Raw genomic sequence first — 17,461 nt, forward strand, 5'->3', positions numbered from 1 at the left:
TCCGTGACGGAAGGCACCACCTCCCCGGCCGCTGAGGGCGTCGACACCCTCTCCCGCCTGGAGCAGGAAGGGGAGATCGCCGCCGATTACCTTGAGGGCCTGCTTGACATCGCCGACCTCGACGGCGACATCGACATGGACGTCGAGGCGGACCGGGCCGCGGTCTCGATCATCAGCGACAGCGGACGCGACCTGCAGAAGCTCGTCGGCCGTGACGGTGAGGTGCTTGAGGCTCTCCAGGAGCTCACGCGCCTCGCCGTGCACCGCGAGACCGGTGACCGCAGCCGGCTGATGCTGGACATCGGCGGCTACCGGGCCAAGAAGCGCACGGAGCTCGCCGAGCTGGGCGCCAAGGCCGCGGACGAGGTCAAGAGCACCGGTGCGCCGGTGAAGCTGGACCCGATGACGCCGTTCGAGCGCAAGGTCGTGCACGACGCCGTCGCGGCCGCGGGACTGCGCAGCGAGTCGGAGGGCGAGGAGCCCCAGCGCTTCGTCGTCGTACTGCCCGCCTGAGCGGTCATTGCTTTGTCGGCCCCGTCTGTTCGCAGGCGGGGCCGATCTTTGTCAGCCTGATAGTCAGCCGCCGGAGTGCGGTCACGCATAGGTAGGGAAGGACGGTCCCCGTGACGGAGGCAGAGGCAGCAGCGGAGCTTCCCCAGGCGCCCGAAGAGGCGCGGGAGGTTTTCGGGGAGTTCTTCCCCGAGGCCGTGCGGTATGCGGAGCTGCTCGCGGATGCGGGGGTCAAGCGAGGTCTGATCGGCCCGCGCGAGGTACCGCGCCTGTGGGAGCGGCATCTGCTCAACTGCGCGGTGCTCTCCGAGGTGGTGCCGGAGGGCGTCACGGTCTGCGACGTCGGCTCGGGTGCGGGGCTGCCCGGCATCCCGCTGGCGCTGGTGCGCCCGGACCTGAAGATCACTCTCCTCGAACCGTTGCTGCGGCGCACCAACTTCCTCCAGGAGGTCGTGGAGCTGCTCGGTCTCGACCATGTCACCGTGGTGCGCGGCCGTGCCGAGGAGATGCTGGGCAAGGTCACTCCGGTCCATGTGGTGACCGCCCGCGCGGTGGCCCCGCTCGACCGGCTGGCCGGCTGGGGCGTTCCGCTGCTGCGCCCGTACGGCGAGATGCTGGCGCTCAAGGGCGACACGGCCGAGGAGGAGATCGTCGGTGCCCGTGCCGCGCTGAGCAAGCTCGGTGTGGTGGAGACGTCGGTACTGCACGTGGGCGAGGGCGTGGTGGACCCGCTCTCCACGGTCGTACGGGTCGAGGTGGGCGAGAGCCCGGGCGGTGTGCGGTTCGCCGCGAAGCGCGCCAAGGCGGCCCGGACGAGCCGGACCCGACGTCGCCGCTGAACTCGGCTCACCGTATCGGGCGTTACATGGACAAATGCTCCATAGAAGGCCGTATACGTACGCATTTCGGAGTGTCGTAACGGTCTCTCGGTAGCGCGGATGCATCGTGTTTCACGTGAAACGTCGCTCACTGCTGCATGGAATCATCAGCCGCGGCCGTGCGGCTTCCTCGCCGCGCGACCGCAAGCCGTTCGCGGGGGGCCTCGGGTCCCCCACGAGGGCTACGGAGTTGTCCACAGAGGTGGATTCATCCACAGAAGACCGGGCCTCGCTGGTTCACGACCCCGAAGACATGGGAGGCTCTGTTCATTGCGAGCCTGAAGTCGAGGAGAGTGAATCCTTGCGGTCCGACGCCAACATCGCGGGACCGATGACCGATCCGGTCCCCGGTCCCCGTACCGAATCGGCGGGGGAGGATGTTTCACGTGAAACACCACCCCCGATGGACGACACCCCCATCGGTCGTGCTGCCCAGCTGGCGGTGGAAGCCCTCGGCCGGGCCGGCGAGGGTCTGCCCCGGCCGGAGCAGACCAGAATCATGGTCGTCGCCAACCAGAAGGGCGGTGTAGGGAAGACCACCACCACGGTCAACCTCGCCGCTTCCCTGGCACTGCACGGTGCCCGGGTGCTGGTCGTCGACCTCGATCCGCAGGGCAATGCCTCGACGGCACTGGGTATCGACCACCACGCCGAAGTCCCGTCGATCTACGACGTACTGGTCGAGAGCAGGCCGCTCTCCGAAGTCGTCCAGCCCGTCCCTGATGTGGAGGGCCTCTTCTGCGCCCCGGCCACGATCGATCTCGCCGGTGCGGAGATCGAACTCGTGTCCCTGGTGGCCCGGGAGAGCCGGTTGCAGCGCGCCATCCAGGCGTACGAGCAGCCGCTGGACTACATCCTGATCGACTGCCCGCCCTCGCTGGGTCTGCTGACGGTCAACGCGCTGGTCGCGGGGGCCGAGGTCCTGATCCCGATCCAGTGCGAGTACTACGCGCTGGAGGGCCTGGGCCAGCTCCTGAGGAACGTCGATCTCGTCCGCGGCCACCTCAACCCGACGCTCCACGTCTCGACGATCCTGCTCACCATGTACGACGGCAGGACCCGGCTCGCCTCCCAGGTGGCCGACGAGGTGCGCAGCCACTTCGGCAAGGAGGTGCTGCGCACGAGCATTCCGCGCTCGGTGCGCATCTCCGAGGCACCGAGCTACGGGCAGACGGTTCTCACCTACGACCCGGGCTCCAGTGGCTCGCTGTCGTATCTCGAAGCTGCCCGCGAGATCGCCCTGCGCGGTGTCGGTATGCAGTACGACCCCACGCATGCGCATGTGGTCAGCCAGAACAACCAGCACAGCATGTCGGAGGGGATCCAGTGAGTGAGCGACGCAGAGGACTGGGGCGTGGGCTCGGGGCGCTGATTCCATCAGCCGCGCAGGAGAAGCCGGGCTCTTCGGTGGGGACGGCTTCCACGTCTCCCTCGTCGGTGCCGGTACTGACCGCGGAGCGTGGGGTGGCGGCCGCGAAGGTGGCGACGCTGCCGGCAGCCTCTGTTTCACGTGAAACGGCGCCGGAACCGGAGCCGGAGGAGATCGCCCCCGAGCCGATCAGTCCGGCCGGCGCGTTCTTCGCCGAACTGCCGATCGACTCGATCACGCCCAACCCGCGGCAGCCGCGCGAGGTGTTCGACGAGGACGCCCTGTCCGAGCTGGTCACCTCCATCAAGGAAGTCGGGCTCCTCCAGCCCGTCGTCGTCCGCCAGACCGGCCCCGAGCGCTACGAGCTCATCATGGGCGAGCGGCGCTGGAGGTCCTGCCGGGAGGCAGGGCTGGAGCGGATCCCCGCGATCGTCCGTGAGACGGACGACGAGAAGCTTCTGCTCGATGCCCTCCTGGAGAACCTGCACCGGGCCCAGCTGAACCCGCTGGAAGAGGCCGCCGCCTACGACCAGTTGCTCAGGGACTTCAAGTGCACCCATGACCAGCTGGCCGACCGCATCGGCCGCTCCCGGCCGCAGGTCTCCAACACGCTGCGTCTGCTGCGCCTTTCGGCTCCCGTGCAGCGCAGGGTCGCCGCCGGTGTCATCTCGGCGGGCCACGCCCGGGCCCTGCTGTCCGTGGACGACACCGGGGAGCAGGACCGGCTCGCCCACCGCATCGTGGCCGAGGGGCTCTCGGTGCGGGCGGTCGAGGAGATCGTCAGCCTGATGTCCTCGGAGCCCCAGGCAGCTCCCAAGGCGAAGGGGCCGAGGGCGGGGACACGGGTCGCCCCCGCGCTCTCCGATCTGGCGCACCGGCTCTCGGATCGTTTCGAGACGCGGGTGAAGGTCGATCTCGGCCAGAAAAAGGGCAAGATCGTCGTCGAGTTCGCCTCGATGGAGGACCTGGAGAGGATTCTCGGCACGCTCGCCCCGGGCGAGGGCCGGGTCCTGGAGAAGGGCCTCGCCGAGGACACCTCGGAGGATGGCGAGAGCTGAGTTTCCTGCGGTGCTGCTTGACGGCGGGCCGTGTTCCGGTGCATACCGGAACACGGCCCGCCCTTTGCATGAGGGCGCTGTCCCTGACGTGAGGGGCTGGATACGATGCGTTCTGGTATGGCACATCCACCGTGATCCATCCTCTGAGGGAGGGCGGGGGCCATGCGAACGGTGAGCCGCACTCAATTGGTGACGGCGGGACTCGGTCTCGGGGCCGTCGGCGGATTCGTCGGCAGCCTGTTGCGGGAGCGGAGCGCGCTGTGGGCCGCGCAGGGTGCGGCAGGCGAGGGAAGTGAGGAACAGCCTCCATGGGGCGTCGGCTCGTACCGCTCACGCTGGACAACCTTCCGGACCTCCCCAAGCGCTGCCGTGGCTGCGTCTTCTGGGAACTCGACCCGGTCAGCGGAGAGGCCGCGGTAAAGGCCGGCCGACCCGAACTGGAGAAGGAGGCCTGGATCTCGGGCGTGCTCCTGGAATGGGGCTCCTGCGGCCGGGTCGTCTACGTCGATGACGTTCCGGTCGGCTATGTGCTCTACGCGCCTCCGGCCTATGTGCCCCGCTCCACCGCCTTTCCCACCAGCCCGGTGGCCGCCGATGCCGTGCAGCTGATGACCGCCTGGATCATGCCGGGCTATCAGGGCCAGGGGCTGGGGAGAGTTCTGGTGCAGACCGTCGCGAAGGATCTGCTGCGCCGCAACTTCAAGGCGATCGAGGCGTTCGGGGACGCTCGTTGGACCGAGCCCGCCTGTGTGCTCCCGGCCGACCATCTTCTGGCGGTGGGCTTCAAGACCGTGCGGTCCCACCCGCGGTATCCGCGGATGCGACTTGAGTTGCGGACGACGCTGTCCTGGAAGGAAGACGTCGAGCTGGCCCTGGACCGGCTGCTGGGAGCGGTCCAGAAGGAGCCGGCCCTCAGGCCGTTGTAGCCCGACCGCCGCAGGCGCGTTCCACGTGAAACAACGAACGCGGCGAAACTTACTTCGCGGTGATGAAGTCGTCGAGGTCACGCACCAGCGCGGCCTTCGGCTTGGCGCCGACGATGGTCTTGACGACCTCGCCGCCCTGGTAGACGTTGAGCGTCGGGATCGACATGACGCCGTACTTGGCGGCCGTGTCCGGGTTCTGGTCGATGTTGAGCTTGACGATCTCGATCTCGTCGCCGTGCTCGGCCGCGATGGCCTCAAGCGACGGGGCGATCTGGCGGCACGGGCCGCACCACTCGGCCCAGAAGTCCACGAGAACGGGCTTGCCGCTCTTGAGGACGACCTCGTCGAAGTCGGCGTCGGTTACGTGCTTCAGGGTGCCGGCCACGGCAGTCTCCTAAGGGGTGTTGGGGGGGGAGGAGGGGAGCTGGAAGGGCGGGATCAGACGCCGGCGGCGGCCTTCTCGCTGTCGGCGAGGGCGGCGAGGAAGCGCTCCGCGTCCAGGGCGGCCGAGCAGCCGGTGCCGGCCGCGGTGATGGCCTGTCGGTAGGTGTGGTCGACGACGTCACCGGCGCCGAAGACACCCGTGAGGTTGGTACGGGTCGACGGGGCGTCGACCTTCAGGTAGCCCTCGTCGTCCAGGTCGAGCTGGCCCTTGAACAGCTCGGTGCGCGGGTCGTGGCCCACGGCGATGAACAGGCCCGTCACGGGCAGCTCGGACGTCTCGCCGGTCTTGGTGTTGCGCAGCGTCAGACCGGAGAGCTTCTGGTCGCCGTGGATCTCCGCGACCTCGCTCTCCCATGCGAACTTGATCTTCTCGTCGGAGAACGCACGCTCCTGCATCGCCTTGGAGGCGCGCAGGCTGTCACGGCGGTGGACGATCGTGACCGACTTGGCGAAGCGCGAGAGGAAGGTCGCCTCCTCCATCGCGGTGTCACCGCCGCCGACCACGGCGATGTCTTGGTCCTTGAAGAAGAAGCCGTCGCACGTGGCGCACCACGAGACGCCGCGGCCGGAGAGCTTGTCCTCGTTGGGCAGACCCAGCTTGCGATGCTGCGAGCCGGTGGTCACGATCACGGCCTTGGCGCGGTGGACGGTGCCCGCGGTGTCCGTGACGGTCTTGATCTCACCGGTCAGGTCGACGGCGACGATGTCGTCCGGGACCAGCTCGGCCCCGAAGCGCTCGGCCTGGCCGCGCATGTTGTCCATGAGCTCCGGGCCCATGATGCCGTCCTGGAAGCCGGGGAAGTTCTCCACCTCGGTGGTGTTCATCAGGGCACCGCCCGCGGTGACCGCGCCCTCGAACACCAGCGGCTTCAGCGACGCACGTGCGGTGTACAGCGCGGCCGTGTATCCGGCCGGCCCCGAGCCAATGATGATCACGTTACGGACGTCGCTCACGGGTTTCTTCCTCGTCTCTGCGGACTGCCTACTGCCTGTCGGGGCCCCGGTCCAGGACTCTCACCCCACCCAACGGATCCTACGGGGGATGCATTCCCGAGCCGGACGGGCGGCGCGGTGCCGGGGCCTTCGCGGCCTCTCAGTGCCGAGGATAGGAGTGCGTCAGCAGCAGCTTGCCCTGTGCCGGGGAGCCGGTGTTCTCGCAGGCCGCGTCGATGAGGTACGCCTCCACGTTCGCGGGATTGGCCGGATCGGGCAGCACGACGAGATACACCTTGGTTCCCTCGTATGTGCCCTGCTCGGCGGCGAGAGGGGGCTGGGAGGGGCGTCCCGTGCCCGCCTGGACACAGGGCGGGACGCTGGCGGCGGAGCGTAGGCTGTCCGACGGGTTGTCGCTGTCGGGGGCGTTCTTCGTCGAGGGCGCGATCTGTGCCGAAGGGGCCTTCCCGGAACTCTGGCCGCCGTGCTGCGCCAGCAGCGACTGGACGCTGCTTTCGAGCGTGCCCGAGGAGAACACGGTGCCGCCGGATGAAGAAGCCTGGGAAGAGGCTCGCTCGGCCTGAGGGGACGACGAAGAAGAGTGCATGTTCTGCACGAAGAAGATCCCGGCACCGACGGCGGCGGCGCCGATCACCGCGCTGAGCACGGCGGTCCGGCGACGGCGTGCCCTGGTCGCGCGTCCGGGACCCGTGGTCGCGCGACTGTGCCCGGCGGGGCGTCCGGCCGGAGAGGGGGCCGGGCCGGTGGGCGCCTGAGCGGGGTCGGCCGTCGGTTCGCTCGCCGGGGCGGGCTCGGCCGCCGACTGGCTCGGTGCGACGGCTGTTTCACGTGAAACATGCTTGGTTTCACGTTCATCAGCTTCGGTGGCGGTGTCGGCAGCACCGGGGGCGGTGGAGTTGAGGAGTGCTTCTGCGGCCAGCGCCGCGTCGATGCGCCCCGCCACGTCGGCGGGCATCCGCTGCGGCCCGGGCAGAGTGCCGAGCAGATCACGGATCTCCTCAAGGGAGGCCCGTACATCGGCGCAGAGCGCGCAGCCTTCCAGGTGCCGGCGGACGTCCGCGGTGCGGGACGGCGGCAGAAGGCCTTCCGTGAGCTCGGAGATCTCCGAGACGTCCGGGTGTTGTGTCGTTCCGGTCGTGGTTGTCACGCGTGCCCACCTCCGCCCTTGACGGCAGCCGAATCGCTCGGTCCTGCGTCGTTCGTTTCCGACGCCGGTGGGACGGATGTCCCCGGCGTCCGGTTCCTTCCCCCACCGGACTCACCGCTACCCCCCGTATCGGCGCGCAGATGAGTGAGGAGTGGCAGCAGTCGTGCCCGCCCCCGGGCACAGCGGCTTTTCACCGTGCCGGTGGGGACATCGAGCACTTCGGCCGCCTCGGCCACGGGGTAGCCCTGCATGTCGACGAGTACGAGTGCGGCGCGCTGGTCCGGCGGAAGGGTGCCCAGGGCCTCGATGAGCTGGCGGTGCAGATCCTGGCGCTCGACCGGCGCCTCGGCCGACTCGTGCGGTTCGAGGAGCTGGTCCAGGCGCTCGGCGTCGTCGACCGGGGATGTCTTGCGGGAGGCCGCCTTGCGGGCCCGGTCCAGACAGGCGTTCACCGTGATGCGGTGCAGCCAGGTCGTGACGGCCGACTGGCCGCGGAAGGTGTGGGCGGCCCGGTAGGCGGAGACCAGGGCGTCCTGGACGGCGTCAGCGGCCTCCTCGCGGTCCCCCAGCGTCCGCAGCGCCACCGCCCACAATCGGTCGCGGTGACGCCGCACGATCTCACCGAAGGCATCGGGGTCTCCCGCGACATGGCAGGCCAGGAGATCCTGGTCGCTTATGTCGCCCAGTGTGGCCTCGTCCAACGGTGAGCCTCCCCCTGCCGTTCGGTCAGCCGGCGAACTTCACATCGGTGATGGCCTGCTTGTGCCCCGGGCGACTGTAATCGCCCCCGCCGCCCGAATAGGGCATCGCCGTCATCCAGAGCAGTACGTATCGCGACTTGACCGGGGTGCTCGCCTTCAGAGCGGCCTTGGTGCCACTGGTCTGCACGGTGGCGATCCGCGTCATTGAGCCCACCGATGCCGACGGGGACAGCGAGTCCGCCGCGTACAGCGTGATCGTGGTGTGATCGCCGCCGTATCGCAGCAGTATCGACGCGGTGGAGATGTCCTTGGCCGAGCCGAGGTCGTACACGATCCCCACGCCGGCCTTCACCGACGGAGCCAGGTCCGGGCCGTCGTCGAAGCTCCTGGTGCGCCAGTAGGTCGAGGCGCTGCCGTCGTAGGTCTTGCTCACGTCGGCCGCGTCCTGCGGCAATCCGTCCGGCGCGTACTCCTGGGCGCCCTGGATCGCGAGCGGCAGCGGAGCCTTCGGCTTGTCGCCCTCGTCGCCGCTCTGGTCCGTGGTCTGGGTGTTGCCCGTCTCGTTGGAGCCGCCCTTGTCGTGCTGGAGCAGGGCGTCGGCGAGCTGCCAGCTGCCGAGGCCCAGCGCGGCGATCAGGAGGGCCGAGACGGCCCACTTGAGCGCCTTGCCGGTGCGTCCCTGGAGCGGTGGGGGCGGCGGCGTCACGGCCTGCGCGACGGAGGGGCCGGGACCGGTGGCCGGCCGGCCGTACGTCCCCTGCTGGTAGGTGGTGCGCTGGTACTCGGGCGGCGCGGTGAACGCCGGCTCCGGCGGGCGGATGCGCGGCATCTCCCCGATGGCCTTGACCAGCTCGTCCGGGGTGGTGCACGGCGGTTCCTGGCGGGACGCGGTCGCGCCGTCGTTGACCAGCGCCCGCATGGCCAGCTCGGACAGGCCCCGGTGGACGCCCGCCCGCACCTGGTCGGGGGCGATCAGGCCGACGCCCTTGGGCAGCCCGTGCAGGCCGTAGGCGTCGCTCTCGTACGGCCAGCGCTGGGTGAGCACGGCGTACAGGAGCGCGCCGATGGCCTCGGTGTCGCTGCGCTGCGGGGTGTCGGAGCTGATGCCGCGCAGGGCGGCGGCCACGGCGAGCCCACGGATGCGGTACTGCCCCGTCGAGGTCCGCAGGACCGCGCTCGGGGTGAGCCTGAGATGTGCGAGGCCCTCGCGATGGGCGGCCGCCATGGCCTGGGAGACCTGGGTGACCATCTGGTAGGCGTCGTGCGCCTCCAGCGGGCCGAGCGCCAGCAGGGCGGTGAGTTCGGTCGCGTCCGGCAGCCACTCGTGGACGACGTAGACGAGGTCGTTCTCCTCGACGGCGTCCAGGACCTGCACGAAGCGGGGGTCGCCGAGCAGCGCGGAGGAACGGGCGGCGGCCAGCACGGAACGGGCCCGCGGATGATCGGCGGGCAGCAGGTGGACGCCGACGGCCCGGCGGAGCTTCTCGTCGACGGCACGCCAACTGCTGAAACCGTCCAGACGGGTGACGCACTCCTCAAGACGGTAGCGTCTGGCCAGCTTGTGACCGCTGTGCAGTTCGGGCGTCGCGATGGACGGCTCGGTGGCCTTGCGCTCGCCGCCGCCGCCGTTCGCGCTCTGCTCCGCCGCGTCTGCCGTGTCGATGGACTCCGTCACCCCGTCGGTCGTCGCCTTGTCCGCCTTGGCGGTCAGCGGGTTGTCGCCGCTGTTGTCGGCCACGTCGACGGCAGCCGTGCTACGTTCCGCCACCGTCGCTCCTGCCTCCCCATCCGTTGCGTGCTGTAGGCCAGCCATGCAAAGTCATGCCAATTGTGCCCACAGTCCGGCACTATGCACGACACGCGGTGGCCGTCGATGGTTGTGCGCGGGCCATGGCCTCAGCGGCCGAGCCGCCCCCGGACCATGCCGACCATCGCGTTGAGCTCTTCGATGCGCATCCGCTTGGCCGCGACGAAGAAGACTCCCAGCAGTACGGCACCGCCGACGACCAGTGCCACGACCGATCCTCCCGCACCCTCGCCCAGGAACTTCAGCAGACCGAAGCCCACCACGCCACCGACCACCGCGGCCGGGACCGCGGCGAGGCAGAGGCGGGCGTACGTACGCAGGACGTGCGGGCCGTCCAGGTCGCCGCCCAGCCGGTTGCGCAGCCGCCGCCAGGCCACCCCGACGCCCACGGCGTAGGCCAGGCCGTACGAGGCGGCCATGCCGACGACCGCCCATCGGGCGGGCAGCACTACGTAGCAGGCGGCCGAGGCCGCCGCGTTGACGGCCGCCACGATCACCGTGTTGTAGAACGGCGTGCGGGTGTCCTCATAGGCGTAGAAGCCGCGCAGCACGACGTACTGCACCGAGTACGGGATCAAACCGAGGGCGAACGCCATGAGGATGAATCCCATGGACTGGGCGGCCTGGATGCCACTGGAGGCGTACAGCAGGGTGCACATCGGGACGCCGAGCGCGAGGAACGCGAAGGCGACCGGCACGATCGCGACGGCCGAGTTGCGCAGCCCCTGCGAGATGTCGTCGCGGACCGCGCCCGGGTCGTCGTCGTGCGCGGCGCGCGAGATGCGCGGCAGCAGCGCGGCCATGACCGAGACGGTGATGATGGCCTGCGGCATGCCCCAGATCAGCTGGGCGTTGGAGTAGGCGAGGAAGCCGGCCCCGTCCCGCCCCGACTCCTTGCCCGCCGCCGTGGCCAGCCGTGTGACGACGATGACGCCGGCCTGGTTGGCGAGCACGAACATCACGGTCCACTTGGCGAGCTTGACGGTCTTGCCGAGTCCGTGGCCCTTCCAGTCGAAGCGCGGCCGGAACCGGAAGCCGGTCTCCCGCAGATAGGGGAGCATCGCCAGGGCTTGCACGACGAGGCCGAGCAGGGTGCCGATGCCGAGCAGCTTGACGCCGTCGTGGGGGATCGTCTGGACGCCCATGTGGGACTCGGCGGAGGTGCCGTAGACCCAGATGAACAGGCCGAACGTGCAGATCATCACGATGTTGTTGAGGACCGGGGTCCACATCATCGCGCCGAATTTGCCGCGCGCGTTGAGGATCTGGCCCATCACCACGTGGACGCCCATGAAGAAGATCGTGGGCAGGCAGTACCGGGCGAAGGTGACGGCCACGCTGTTGGCGGCCGCGTCGTTGCCGATGGTGGGCGACATCAGCTGGATCAGCAGCGGCGCCCCGATGACGGCGAGCGCCACGATGGTGCCGAGCGCGACCATGACGAGCGTCAGGAGGCGGTTGGCGTAGGCCTCGCCGCCGTCCTCGTCGTCCTTCATGGAGCGCACCAGCTGGGGCACGAACACCGAGTTCAGGCCGCCGCCGACGGTCAGGATGTAGATCATCGTCGGCAGGGTGAGCGCGATGGTGAAGGTGTCACCGAGCAGGGCGGCACCCAGCGCCGCGGTGATCACCAGGCTGCGTACGAAGCCGGTGAGCCGGGACACCAGGGTGCCCGCGGCCATCACCGCGCTGGACTTCATCAGGCTGGAGGCGCGGCCGGCCGGCTTGCGGGGCGGGGCGGCAACGGGTTCCGGCACCGCGGGGGCCGGGGGCTGGCCCACCTGCTGCTGGTCCCGGTAGAGGTGCGCGAAGGCATCCTGCTCGGGCAGTTCCTCGCCCGCCTGCGTGACCAGGTCGTCGACGCCCACGAACTGAGTGGTCCGCGCGTCGTCGCCGTAGGGCAGATGGCGCGAGGGGCCCTCGGGCTCGGGCGGCGGGGTCTGGGCCCAGATCCGCGGGTCGGGTGCGTACTGCTGCGCGGCGGGCTGCTGGTAGAGCGGCTGCTGATCCGCGTAGGTGCCCGGGGGCGGCGGCGGATGCGCCGCGCGGTCGTAGAGCGCCTCGGTCACCGGGTCCTGGGCGGACAGGTCCTGCGACCGGTACGGGTCGTAGGCGTAGGCGTCCTGGACGTACGGGTCCGGAGCGGACTGCGGCGGCGGGATCTGCCCCGCCTGGGCGGGTGCCGGAGGCGTGCCCCCGGAGGGCGCGGCGCCGCTGCCGCTGCCCTGCCCACGGTCACCGTCGTACGGCGCGTTCATGGTTACCCCACCTCATCGTCCCCGGCCGACCGGCCACGACATAGCTCAATGGTCCACTTTCTCACCCGGGCCGGGCGTGGCCCCGCTTTCCGGACCGGTGTCCGGTGTCGGGTCACTCGGCTGCCCGGGATCGGCGTCCGCCGAACCGTTCGACTGGCCCGGATCGTCGTCGCCCTCGGACTCCTCACGAGCCATGGAACGCTTGCGATGGGTGTACATCCTGATGCCGGCGAGCACCAGGAGCAGGACGCCGCCCGCGATGACCAGCATCACCGTCGGAGTGATCTCGGAGACCTGGACGGTGAACTCCATCGGCTCACCGTACGGCGTGCCGTCCTGGGTGTAGAGCCGCGCTGTCACCGGGACGGGACCGTTGGCGTTGGCGATCGCGGTGAACTTCACCGACTGGCTGCGGTCGCCGTCGACCTTCACCGGCTGTTCACCGACCGCGTCGCCGTCGGCGCCCAGCTGCAGGCGGGTGGGGCTCTTCGGCTGGATCTTGAGCACCAGGTGATCGACGCCCTGCACCAGTTTGTTCTGCACGGTGACGGCGATGGTCGCGCTGCGCCCGGACATGGTGGCGGTCGACTTCTGGATGAGATGGACCTGATCGGCCAGGCCGTCCAGGTAGAGCTGAACGCCCGAGCGGTAGTTCTGAGCGCCGCCCGAATCGCCGCGCCACGACGTGGACATCTCGCGGTTGATCGCGTTGCCGAAGGGCGTGACCACCCGGTCGGGCGCAGTCAGGATCACCTTGAACCGCTCCAGGGTGCCCTGGGTGTCCTTCATGTCCTGGAAGGCGTCGAGCGGCAGTTCCTGCTGGCGCAGCGCGTCGGGGTAGGCGCCCGCGCCGGGCACCCGCGTCGTGGCGAGCGGATCGGGCTTGGTGGCGGCCGCCGCGCCGAGGTCGACGAGGGGCTGGGTCCAGCGCTGGGGATCCAGCGCGTGCAGTGCGGTGGCCATCGTCTGGGCCTGGCTGACGGTCGGCATGCGTTGCGGGGCGACGACGATGCTGCGCTGCTTGTCGGTGTCCTGGAGCGTCGTCGCGAGAGTCTGCGCCAGGAATTCCTGCACGGCCAGGGTCGAGGTGTTCGCCAGGGACATGTCCCCCTGGAAGGCGGTGGAGAGCCGGGCGTCGGCGACGATGGCGTTGGCACCACCGCCGATCGGCCTGGCCGCCGTGGGCGTGTAGGCCAGCGCGCCGTCGCGCAGGCTGTCGCTGCGCGCGATCACGTTGTGCGCGCCGGCCGAGGTGGCCACGTCCACGATCGACGGGTCGACGGCGCCGTCCACGGGCCAGGCGTAGTCGACCGACGGGGTCACGTGCAGGATCGTGTCGACGGTCTTCTGTGCGACCTCGGTGGCGCTCTGCAGATGACCGAGGGAGCCGGGGACGTCCCGGCCGTGGTGGGCGAGCGAGGCGAGATCCGGGTCGGCGAATGGCAGCGCGACCACCTTCTCGCCCTGGACCGAGGCTTCCAGCTGGCTCAGCCACGCCTTGGCGACATCCTGGCCGGTGCCGTTGACCAGGCTGTCGCCGACCTTGATCTTGTAGTTCCGGGTCATCGCGTCGACGGTGGCCAGCAGGTCGGGGTCGATCACCCAGGTCACGGGCAGCTGCTTGCCGAGCGAGACCATCTGCTCAAGGCGGCCACCGGGCCCGATGTCCCGGGCCAGGGAATCATCGGCGAACACCGGCGTCTGCTGGGCGTCCGAGCCGGTCTGGGCGGTGAGGTGGGACGAGGAGATCAGCGGCCACAGGAAGGTGAGCTGGCTCTTCTTGCCGTCGACGGCGTCCGGCTGCCAGGGCAGGAGCGTGTGCTGGATGCCGAGCATCTGGTCGTAGTGCTGGTTCGCGGTCTGACCCGACAGGGACACGCCGAGCTGATACACCCCGTCGTCGCCCAGGCCCAGCTTGGCCACGGGCACCGAGAGCGTGAAGTCCTGGCTGGTCCCCGCGTTCAGCTTGGCGAACTTCACCGTCGGGCCGTCGCTGAGTTCGGCGCCGTCGGTCGCCGAACTGGTGGCGCTGTGACGCGCCGCCTCGTCGATCGCCGAGCGGCCGGAGAGCTTCTGGCCCACCCGCAGTCCCACATGGGCGCTGGTGACGGCCTGGTTGCCGGTGTTGGTCACCGTGCCGGAGATCGTCAGCGTGTCGCTCTTGACCGGCGCCTGAGGGGCCACCGAGTCGAGCGAGACCTGGACGCTCTGGCCGCTCACCGCGTCCGTGGCAGCGTGTGCCGCCGAGGTGGCCGTGGCGGACAGCAGACCGGCGAACAAGGGGGCGCCGACGAGCAGTGCCGCCGTACGCCGGAGCCACCGGCGGGCAGGAGAGGGAGTCATCCCCTGGATATCTGCCGCCTCGGCCACGCGCTCGCCCGTCCCTCGCTGTCGTCGCTGTCGGTTGCTGCGTCCACGCATGGTAACGATGCGGACTGTGGCGAAGTGCCGCGGACTGCTCCACATGATCGGAAGAGTGCCGCACGGACGGGCGGCCGCGCATACCGGGTCCCGCATTAAACGGTGACGACCCGGTCGGTCGGGCCACGTACCCTTTTCTGTTGTGCCGAACGCCAATGAAGACAATCCCAGTGCACTGAGCCAGGTGCAGCGCCGCGCGGTGAGCGAACTGCTGCGGGTGTCCCCCGTCGCGGACGACCTCGCCATCCGATTCGAGGAGGCGGGGTTCTCGCTCGCCCTCGTCGGCGGCTCGGTCCGGGACGCTCTGCTCGGGCGGCTCGGAAACGACCTGGACTTCACCACGGACGCCCGTCCCGAGGACGTGCTGAAGATCGTGCGGCCGTGGGCCGACGCGGTCTGGGAGGTCGGGATCGCCTTCGGCACGGTCGGCTGCCAGAAGGACGGCTACCAGATCGAGGTCACGACCTACCGGTCCGAGGCGTACGACCGCACCTCGCGCAAGCCCGAGGTGTCCTACGGCGACTCCATCGAGGACGACCTGGTGCGACGGGACTTCACCGTCAACGCGATGGCCGTGGCGTTGCCGCAGAAGGAGTTCGTCGACCCGTACGGAGGCCTTGAAGACCTCGCGGCGCGGATGCTGCGCACGCCCGGGACGCCTGAGGAGTCCTTCTCGGACGACCCGCTGCGGATGATGCGAGCCGCGCGCTTCGCCGCCCAGCTGGACTTCGAGGTGGCTCCCGAGGTCGTGACCGCCATGACGGACATGTCCGCCCGTATCGAGATCGTCTCGGCGGAACGGGTACGGGACGAACTCAACAAGCTGCTGCTCTCGGCCCACCCGAAGAAGGGGCTGCGGCTCCTGGTGGACACGGGTCTGGCCGAGCACGTCCTGCCGGAGCTGCCCGCCCTGCGGCTTGAGAGTGACGAACACCACCGGCACAAGGACGTCTACGAGCACTCGCTGACCGTGCTGGACCAGGCGATCGATCTGGAGCAGGACGGCCCGGACCTCGTGCTGCGCCTCGCGGCGCTGCTGCACGACATCGGCAAGCCGAGGACGCGACGCTTCGAATCGGACGGACGGGTCTCCTTCCACCACCACGAGGTGGTCGGCGCGAAGATGACCAAGAAGCGGATGACCGCGCTGAAGTACTCGAACGAGATGGTCAAGGACGTCTCCAAGCTGGTCGAGCTGCATCTGCGCTTCCATGGGTACGGCACCGGGGAGTGGACCGACTCGGCCGTGCGCCGGTACGTCCGTGACGCCGGGCCGCTCCTCGACCGGCTGCACAAGCTGACCCGCTCGGACTGCACCACGCGCAACAAGCGCAAGGCGAGCGCGTTGTCCCGTGCCTACGACGGCCTGGAGGACCGCATCGCGGAGCTTCAGCAGCAGGAGGAGCTGGACTCGATCCGCCCCGACCTCGATGGCAACCAGATCATGGAGATCCTGGGGGTCGGCCCGGGGCCGGCGATCGGCGAGGCGTACAAGCACCTGCTGGAACTGCGCTTGGAGAACGGGCCGATGGAGCATGACGCGGCGGTCGCGGCCCTGAAGGAGTGGTGGGCCTCGCGGGGCTGAGGTCTGTTTCACGTGAAACATGACGTGACGGCGAGAGGCGGGGGGCGGTGTTTCACGTGAAACACCGCCCCCCGCCTCTCTATCGCTCGGCCACCGACACCTGCCGCCTCGGCGTATCCCTCAGGTGCGCGAGAAGCGGATCATGAATGCGGCCACCGCCGTGTAGAGGAGAGCCACGGTGACGACGAGGGGGGCGGAGCGGCCGTCTGCCGGAAGCATCAGGGCAGCGACCGCGGCGGCCCCGACGAACGCCATGTTGAACAGGACGTCGTAGAGGGAGAAGATCCGGCCGCGGTAGGAGTCGTCCACCGTGGACTGGATCACCGTGTCTGTAGTGATCTTCGCGCCCTGGGTGATGAGGCCCAGGACGAATGCGGCGACCAGCATCGGCGTGGGTGCGAAGGGCAGGCCGAGCGCCGGTACGAGGACGGCGGCGGCCGCCGAGCACACCACGATCCACCGGAACGGGCCGAGCCGCGCGACCGTCCACGGGGTCAGGACGGCCGCCGCGAAGAAGCCCGCCCCCGAGACGCCGACGGCGAGTCCGAGCAGCGCGAGGCCGCCCGTACCGGTGTTCCGCTCCGCCCCGTCGGTCCAGGCGTACCGGCACAGCATCAGGAGCATCACGGTCAGGGCGCCGTAGCAGAACCGCATCAAGGTCATTGCGGTGAGCACCAGGGCCGCCGGCCTGCGCCGGCTCAAGTGCCGTACGCCGTCGGCGAGTCCGCGGGCCGTCGAGCTGAGCACCGCGGCGAGGCCGGGCCGGGCGCCGGTGGGATCGGGCCCGAGCAGGCCGGGGGGAAGGCGCAGCGAGGCGAGGGAGGCGCAGAGATAGAGGACGGCGCCGAGAAGGACGGTGGCGGCGTCCGCGTCGACCACCAGTCGCAGGGCGAAGGCAAGGCCACCGCCCGCGGTCGCCGCCAGCGTTCCGGCTGTCGGGGAGAGCGAGTTGGCCATCACGAGGCGCTCGGCGTCGACCACCCGGGGCAGGGACGCGGAGAGCCCGGCGAGGACGAAGCGGTTGACGGCCGTCACGGCCAGTGCGGAGGCGTAGAAGAGCCAGTCGGGCGCGGATCCGAGCACGAGCAGTGCCGTGCAGCCGGCGAGGAGGGCCCGCAGGAGGTTGCCGTAGAGGAAGACCGAGCGCCGTCGCCAACGGTCGAGCAGAACTCCCGCGAACGGCCCCACCAGCGAGTACGGCAGGAGCAGGACGGCCATGGCGGAGGCGATCGCGCCGGGGGATGCCTGTTTCTCGGGGGAGAAGACGACGTAGGTGGCCAGGGCGACCTGATAGACGCCGTCCGCGGCCTGGGACAACAGGCGTACCGCCAGCAGATGCCGGAAGTGCTTCAGACGCAGGAGCACGCATAGGTCACGTACGACGGGCATGTGAGCAAGCGTCA

The 17,461-nt window shown here is 69.8% G+C and carries 14 protein-coding genes; 6 read left to right on the plus strand and 8 right to left on the minus strand.

What is annotated here, in order from left to right; translation table 11 throughout:
* Positions 1–3 precede the first annotated feature (3 nt).
* The 5 genes from CG740_RS15005 to CG740_RS15025 all read left to right on the plus strand — a co-directional run bounded on the left by CG740_RS15005 (position 4) and on the right by CG740_RS15025 (position 4,741).
* A complete protein-coding gene (locus tag CG740_RS15005; RefSeq protein WP_100575620.1) occupies positions 4–513 on the plus strand; it encodes a Jag family protein in 510 nt (169 codons plus the stop codon).
* Positions 514–623: 110 nt separating this feature from the next.
* Positions 624–1,349: a 16S rRNA (guanine(527)-N(7))-methyltransferase RsmG gene (rsmG, locus tag CG740_RS15010; RefSeq protein WP_100575621.1), complete on the plus strand. Its 726-nt coding sequence runs from the start codon at positions 624–626 to the stop codon at positions 1,347–1,349.
* A gap of 292 nt (positions 1,350–1,641) precedes the next feature.
* The gene (locus CG740_RS15015) at positions 1,642–2,718 is read left to right on the plus strand and encodes a ParA family protein (RefSeq protein WP_100575622.1); all 1,077 of its coding nucleotides are present in this window, start codon (positions 1,642–1,644) and stop codon (positions 2,716–2,718) included.
* Positions 2,715–3,815 carry a ParB/RepB/Spo0J family partition protein gene (locus tag CG740_RS15020; protein WP_100575623.1) on the plus strand — a complete coding sequence of 367 codons (1,101 nt, stop codon included), beginning with the start codon at positions 2,715–2,717 and terminating at the stop codon, positions 3,813–3,815. Before CG740_RS15015 ends, CG740_RS15020 begins: the two co-directional genes overlap by 4 nt.
* A 308-nt stretch (positions 3,816–4,123) precedes the next feature.
* Entirely contained in the window at positions 4,124–4,741 is a 618-nt protein-coding gene (locus tag CG740_RS15025; protein WP_100575624.1) for a GNAT family N-acetyltransferase, read from the plus strand.
* 49 nt (positions 4,742–4,790) lie between these two features.
* Here the strand turns inward: CG740_RS15025 and trxA are convergent, their stop codons facing one another.
* The 7 genes from trxA to CG740_RS15060 form a co-directional block, all read right to left on the minus strand.
* Complete coding sequence (trxA, locus tag CG740_RS15030; protein ID WP_100575625.1) at positions 4,791–5,126, minus strand: thioredoxin; 336 nt, start codon at positions 5,124–5,126, stop codon at positions 4,791–4,793.
* A 53-nt stretch (positions 5,127–5,179) separates the two neighbouring features.
* Complete coding sequence (gene trxB, locus CG740_RS15035; RefSeq protein WP_100575626.1) at positions 5,180–6,139, minus strand: thioredoxin-disulfide reductase; 960 nt, start codon at positions 6,137–6,139, stop codon at positions 5,180–5,182.
* A 139-nt stretch (positions 6,140–6,278) separates the two neighbouring features.
* Positions 6,279–7,286 (minus strand): anti-sigma factor family protein, encoded by a 1,008-nt coding sequence (locus CG740_RS15040; RefSeq protein ID WP_100575627.1) that lies wholly within the window; start codon positions 7,284–7,286, stop codon positions 6,279–6,281.
* Positions 7,283–7,987 (minus strand): RNA polymerase sigma factor SigM, encoded by a 705-nt coding sequence (gene sigM, locus CG740_RS15045; protein ID WP_100575628.1) that lies wholly within the window; start codon positions 7,985–7,987, stop codon positions 7,283–7,285. The genes CG740_RS15040 and sigM overlap by 4 nt, the downstream gene beginning before the upstream one ends.
* A 25-nt stretch (positions 7,988–8,012) precedes the next feature.
* Positions 8,013–9,755 (minus strand): protein kinase family protein, encoded by a 1,743-nt coding sequence (locus CG740_RS15050; protein ID WP_100575629.1) that lies wholly within the window; start codon positions 9,753–9,755, stop codon positions 8,013–8,015.
* 128 nt (positions 9,756–9,883) lie between these two features.
* Positions 9,884–12,052: a murein biosynthesis integral membrane protein MurJ gene (gene murJ, locus CG740_RS15055; protein WP_100575630.1), complete on the minus strand. Its 2,169-nt coding sequence runs from the start codon at positions 12,050–12,052 to the stop codon at positions 9,884–9,886.
* 45 nt (positions 12,053–12,097) lie between these two features.
* Complete coding sequence (locus tag CG740_RS15060) at positions 12,098–14,422, minus strand: DUF6049 family protein (RefSeq protein WP_100575631.1); 2,325 nt, start codon at positions 14,420–14,422, stop codon at positions 12,098–12,100.
* A 193-nt stretch (positions 14,423–14,615) separates the two neighbouring features.
* On the opposite strand from CG740_RS15060, the gene CG740_RS15065 reads away from it, so the two are divergent.
* Positions 14,616–16,058: a CCA tRNA nucleotidyltransferase gene (locus CG740_RS15065; protein ID WP_100575632.1), complete on the plus strand. Its 1,443-nt coding sequence runs from the start codon at positions 14,616–14,618 to the stop codon at positions 16,056–16,058.
* A 120-nt stretch (positions 16,059–16,178) separates the two neighbouring features.
* On the opposite strand, the gene CG740_RS15070 is transcribed toward CG740_RS15065, so the two are convergent.
* Positions 16,179–17,447: an MFS transporter gene (locus tag CG740_RS15070; RefSeq protein WP_100575633.1), complete on the minus strand. Its 1,269-nt coding sequence runs from the start codon at positions 17,445–17,447 to the stop codon at positions 16,179–16,181.
* Between the last annotated feature and the right edge of the window lie 14 nt (positions 17,448–17,461).

It is taken from the genome of Streptomyces sp. CB01201 (genome assembly GCF_002803085.1).
GTDB classification, from domain to species: Bacteria; Actinomycetota; Actinomycetes; order Streptomycetales; family Streptomycetaceae; genus Streptomyces; species Streptomyces hundungensis.